At 48.5% G+C, this 5,620-nt stretch carries 4 protein-coding genes; 3 read left to right on the forward strand and 1 reads right to left on the reverse strand.

The features are described from left to right. Window positions 1-523: 523 nt before the first annotated feature. From KDK15_RS13005 to KDK15_RS13015, 3 genes are all read left to right on the forward strand, one after another. Window positions 524-2,446, forward strand: coding sequence for a PrkA family serine protein kinase (locus KDK15_RS13005; RefSeq protein ID WP_257295812.1), 1,923 nt, complete (start codon window positions 524-526; stop codon window positions 2,444-2,446). A gap of 110 nt (window positions 2,447-2,556) precedes the next feature. Next, entirely contained in the window at window positions 2,557-3,846 is a 1,290-nt protein-coding gene (locus KDK15_RS13010) for a YeaH/YhbH family protein (protein ID WP_257295813.1), read from the forward strand. Next, window positions 3,833-5,386 (forward strand): SpoVR family protein, encoded by a 1,554-nt coding sequence (locus KDK15_RS13015; protein ID WP_257295814.1) that lies wholly within the window; start codon window positions 3,833-3,835, stop codon window positions 5,384-5,386. Before KDK15_RS13010 ends, KDK15_RS13015 begins: the two co-directional genes overlap by 14 nt. Here the strand turns inward: KDK15_RS13015 and KDK15_RS13020 are convergent. Further along, window positions 5,372-5,620: hypothetical protein (locus KDK15_RS13020; RefSeq protein ID WP_257295815.1), on the reverse strand; the 249-nt coding region annotated here is incomplete at its 5' end. The genes KDK15_RS13015 and KDK15_RS13020 overlap by 15 nt on opposite strands.

A 5,620-nucleotide genomic window follows, 5' to 3' on the forward strand; every position in this document is an offset into this window, starting at 1 on the left:
CCTACGTTGTGCCTTGCATAGTAACTGTCCACTTAGCCAGAAATATACGATTCCAATTGGCCAACTACTTACGACAATAAATTATTCTCAGGGAACGCTTGTTAAACTGATATTTCAATGATGATAAACCAATTCAATAACATTTCTTTTTTGAGATTTATATGAAATTTAACCGCCCCGTATGAACAATAAGTAGTTGGCCAAATGTAATTTCATTTGGTTAACTGCTCATATACGACAAAGTATATTCAAATAGTCGAAAAATTAAACTAGACTGGCTGAATGCCTATTAAACATCTGTCTCTTTTTTCCCCACCAGTTTCTTTTCATTGATAAATAATTCCTGAAAAATCAAACTGTAAAAGGTATAGACATTCTTATCCATTAGTTCTATAACGTAAATGTACGTACACTTTTTCTTTATTGATAATGTGTCGTTCAAAAGGATAGCAAGAATTCTGAAAATCATAATTAAGCAGTACGCCTTACAAGACTCACAACGATCAGGCGAGGGGGAAAACAGATGTCCATATTTGCTCAATACCAGCAGAGATACGAGTCCGTCCAGCAGGAAGAGATGAGTCTCACGGAATATCTGGAACTCTGCAAAAAAGATCCCCGGGCTTATGCCAATGCAGCTGAACGTATGCTGAAAGCGATTGGTGAGCCTGAGGTGATTGACACTTCCCGGGATCCACGCTCAAGCAGGATCTTTTCCAATAAACTGATTAAACAGTACCCGGCGTTCAAAGAGTTCTATGGCATGGAAGAAGCCATTGAGCAGATCGTCTCTTATTTCAAACACGCCGCACAGGGCCTGGAAGAGAAGAAACAGATTCTCTACTTACTGGGGCCAGTGGGTGGCGGCAAGTCATCCCTTGCGGAAAAATTAAAGCAGTTGATGGAGAGAGTACCGTTCTATGCCATCAAGGGCTCTCCGGTTTTTGAATCGCCCCTGGGCTTATTCAACCCGGATGAAGATGCCGACATTCTCAAGGAAGAGTACGGGATACCAAGCCGGTATCTTAAGTACATTATGTCACCCTGGGCGGTTAAACGGCTGAATGAGTATGGTGGTGATATCTCAAAATTCAGGGTGGTTAAACTCTACCCAAGTCGTTTGAACCAGGTTGGTATCGCCAAAACCGAGCCAGGGGATGAGAACAATCAGGATATTTCCAGCCTGGTAGGTAAAGTAGATATTCGTCAGCTGGAAGAATATTCCCAGGACGATCCCGATGCCTACAGCTTCTCCGGCGCGCTGTGCCGGGCGAACCAGGGCATCATGGAATTCGTTGAGATGTTCAAGGCACCCATCAAGGTATTGCACCCTCTGCTGACCGCAACCCAGGAAGGTAACTACAACAGTACCGAAGGCCTTGGTGCAATCCCTTATGAAGGGATTCTGCTGGCGCACTCTAACGAGTCTGAGTGGCAGTCTTTCCGGAACAACAAAACCAATGAAGCCTTTATTGACCGGGTTAATATCGTTAAGGTGCCCTACTGCGTAAGAGTCAGTGAAGAGATCCACATCTATGAGAAGCTGCTTGAACACAGCTCCCTCAAGGATGCTCCCTGTGCACCGGATACCCTGAAGATGCTGGCACAGTTCACCACACTGTCCCGTATCAAAGAGCCAGAGAACTCATCTATCTACTCGAAAATGAAGGTGTACGACGGTGAAAACCTGAAAGATACCGATCCTAATGCCAAGCCCTTGCAGGAATACAAGGACATGGCCGGGGTTGATGAAGGTATGAACGGTCTTTCCACCCGATTTGCCTTCAAGATTCTGTCCAAGGTTTTCAATTTTGATCCTTCAGAGGTCGCTGCAAACCCGGTACACCTTCTGTACGTTCTGGAACAGCAGATTGAACAGCACCAGTTCCCGGAAGAGATACACGATCGCTATCTGTCGTTTATCAAAGAGTACCTGACGCCCAAGTATATCGAGTTCCTGGGCAAGGAAATTCAGACTGCCTACCTGGAGTCTTACTCTGAGTACGGCCAGAATATCTTTGATCGCTACATCACCTACGCTGATTTCTGGATTCAGGATCAGGAGTACCGCGATCCGGATACCGGCCATATTCTCGACCGTGCTGCACTCAGCGAAGAGCTGGAGAAAATTGAGAAACCTGCGGGCATTGCCAATCCCAAGGACTTCCGGAATGAAGTGGTGAACTTTGTGCTCAGGGCCCGGGCCAATAATGATGGCAAGAACCCCAGCTGGCTGAGCTATGAGAAGATGCGCACTGTGATTGAGAAGAAGATGTTCTCCAATACAGAAGACCTGCTGCCGGTCATCTCATTCAATGCCAAGGGATCCCAGGAAGACCAGCGCAAGCATGCCGATTTTGTTTCACGAATGGTTGCCCATGGCTATACCGAGAAACAGGTTCGCCTGTTATCCGAGTGGTATATCCGGGTTCGCAAGTCTCAATAAAAACGACCCCCGTCTGCCATTACTGGCAGGCGGGCATAACTCTCATGCCCTGTATTACCCAGGGCAAATTTCTATAAGCAAACATTAGCGACTATCGGGAGAGCGTCTTTATGAGCATGATAATCGACCGACGCCTCAACGGAAAAAAGAAAAGTACTGTCAACCGACAGCGTTTTCTGAGGCGTTACCGCAGCCTGGTCAAAGAGGCTGTGCAGGGTGCTGTTGATCAACGCTCAATCACCGACGTTGAAAGCGGCAGCAATATTACCATCCCGAAAAAAGATCTGAATGAACCGTTTTTTCATCATGGCCAGGGTGGCCATCACGGTCACGTTCATCCGGGCAATAAAGAGTTTAACCAGGGCGATCGTATTCAGCGACCACCGGGTGGTGGCGGTCAGGGCACAGGGGATGGCAAGGCCAGTGACAGCGGTGAAGGCGCTGATGACTTTGCCTTCCAGATCAATCGTGATGAATTTCTTGAGTATCTGTTTGATGATCTGGAACTGCCGAATCTGGTCAGGAAAGAGCTGAAAGACAGCACAGACTATAAATTAAAGCGTGCGGGTTTTACCACGGCCGGCTCCCCTGACCGCCTGAACGTGGTCCGATCACTGCGTGCTGCCCATGCACGGCGGATAGCACTCTCTGGCAAAGAACGGAAAGTGATCAGAACGCTGAAGCGAGAGCTGCGGGAAATGGAAGTCAACCCGGATGAAGTTGACCAGCTTCAGGCCCGTCGGCTCCGTGAAGAGATCAATGTACTTAATAAGAAATTGAAGCGACTGCCATTTATTGATGATTTTGACCTGCGTTTCAATAACATGACCAAAGTGCCACAGCCTTCCAGCAAGGCCGTGATGTTCTGTGTGATGGATGTTTCCGGCTCCATGACCCGGGAAATAAAGGACATGGCCAAGCGCTTCTTCCTACTGCTCTACCTGTTCCTGGAGAGAAACTATGAAGCGGTAGATGTCGTCTTTATCCGGCACCACAGCGAAGCCCGTGAGTGTGATGAGCATGACTTCTTTTACGCCAGGGAAACCGGGGGAACGGTGGTATCCACAGCCCTGCGCCTGTCTGATGAAATCATCACTGACCGTTACTCCCCCAACGAGTGGAATATCTACATCGCCCAGGCTTCCGATGGTGATAACTGGGAAGCCGACTCCAGAAAATGTCACGATATTATTCTGGAAAAGTTGCTGCCGGTTTGTCAGTACTACTCCTATGTAGAAATCACCGATCGCCATCACCAGAACCTCTGGTATGAGTACAAGACAATAGAGCAGGCACACCCGGGACATTTTGCCATGCAGCAGATCCGCAGTTATGCGGACATTTACCCAACCTTCCGCCGCTTATTTGAGAAAAAGGAGGGAAGTCATGCTGGAAGCTGAAGCACCTGTAAGAACACCGAAAAAAAGAAAAGAACCGCTCTCTACCGGTTCTGACTGGTCATTCGAGTTACTGGAGATCTATGACCGTGAATTTGCCCGGCTGGCCGACAAGTTCAGGCTGGTCACCTATCCCAACCAGATAGAGGTGATCAGCTCTGAGCAGATGCTCGACGCCTATTCCTCTGTTGGTATGCCATTGATGTATAGCCACTGGAGTTATGGCAAGACATTCCTCAGCAACCAGCAGAACTACCAGCAGGGAAGAATGGGGCTGGCCTATGAGATAGTGATCAACTCCAACCCCTGCATAGCGTATCTTATGGAAGAAAACACCATGCCGATGCAGGCGCTGGTGATTGCCCATGCCTGCTATGGTCATAACTCTTTCTTTAAGGGTAACTATCTGTTCCGGCAATGGACCGATGCCAGTGCCATTATTGATTACCTGCTGTTCGCCAAAAGCTATATTGCCAAATGCGAAGAGAAGTATGGCATCAGCGCCGTCGAGGAGATTCTGGATGCTTGCCACGCCCTGATGAATCAGGGTGTCAATCGCTATGTTCGAGCAACGCCGATGTCTGCGGAGCAGGAAAAGGCCCGCTCACAGGAGCGGGAGGAGTATATTCAGCGCAACCTGAATGACCTCTGGCGGACCATCCCTGTGCGCGAGAGTGAACAGGAGAAAAAAACCGTTCGCTTCCCTAAGGATCCGGAAGAGAACCTGCTGTACTTCATCGAAAAGAATGCACCGCTATTAGAAACCTGGCAGCGGGAAATCATCCGCATTGTGCGTAAGGTTGCCCAATACTTCTACCCGCAAAGACAGACTCAGGTGATGAATGAAGGCTGGGCAACGTTCTGGCACTACCACCTGATGCATGAAATGTACGACGAAGGACTGATTACCGAAGGCTTTATCATGGAGTTCCTGCACTCTCACTCCAGTGTCGTATTCCAGCCGGATTTTGATGACCCACGGTACAGTGGTATCAACCCCTACACCCTGGGCTTCAATATCTTCCGGGATATACGCCGTATCTGTGAGAACCCGACGGACGAAGACCGGGAGTGGTTCCCGGACCTGGCAGGCACTGACTGGCTGGATGCGGTTCACTTCGCCATGCAGAACTTCAAGGATGAAGGCTTCATTCTTCAGTACCTGTCGCCTAAGGTAATGCGGGATATGCGGCTGTTCAGCATCGATGACAATGAAATCAACCCTTATCTTGAGGTGGATGCGATCCATGATGACTCGGGCTATCGTCAGCTGAGGGAAAACCTGGCCGCGCAATATAACCTGGGAAACCGGGAGCCCAATATCCAGGTCTACAACGTGGATGTCCGTGGTGACCGTTCACTGACCCTTCGTCATTACATGCATAAAGGAAGGCCCCTTGATAAGGACAGCACCAGTGAAATCATCAAACACCTTCACCGCCTGTGGGGCTTTGATGTAAAAATGGAATCTGTGGACGAAGAAAATATCGTTCAATATGAACATACGCTGCCTAAAGAAAAGCAATCCTCAGAGGCTGTTTGAAAATAACGCCCCTCTGGGCGCCCCCCTAGGAGGCTGTCCGAGAATAGCGCCCATAGCGAGGATTGCGAGGATTGCGAGAAATTGAGGATAAAAATTCCGCTTTGTAAGATAAATAGTGGTTCTATTTGCGTAACAAAGCGGAATTTTCAAGCCCCAACGGTTCCAACTGCCTTTCACCACCCCGATTGATATTTTTCTGAAATCTGTTGTCAAAGGATTGATCAGATATTCAGG

Source organism: Endozoicomonas sp. YOMI1, from assembly GCF_024606345.1.
Classification (GTDB): domain Bacteria; phylum Pseudomonadota; class Gammaproteobacteria; order Pseudomonadales; family Endozoicomonadaceae; genus Endozoicomonas.

What these genes read in the sequence shown, in the direction of transcription:
- KDK15_RS13005 (WP_257295812.1), top strand. Translation starts at nt 524, where the DNA reads ATGTCCATATTTGCTCAATACCAGCAGAGATACGAGTCCGTCCAGCAG.
- KDK15_RS13010 (WP_257295813.1), top strand. Translation starts at nt 2,557, where the DNA reads ATGAGCATGATAATCGACCGACGCCTCAACGGAAAAAAGAAAAGTACT.
- KDK15_RS13015 (WP_257295814.1), top strand. Translation starts at nt 3,833, where the DNA reads ATGCTGGAAGCTGAAGCACCTGTAAGAACACCGAAAAAAAGAAAAGAA.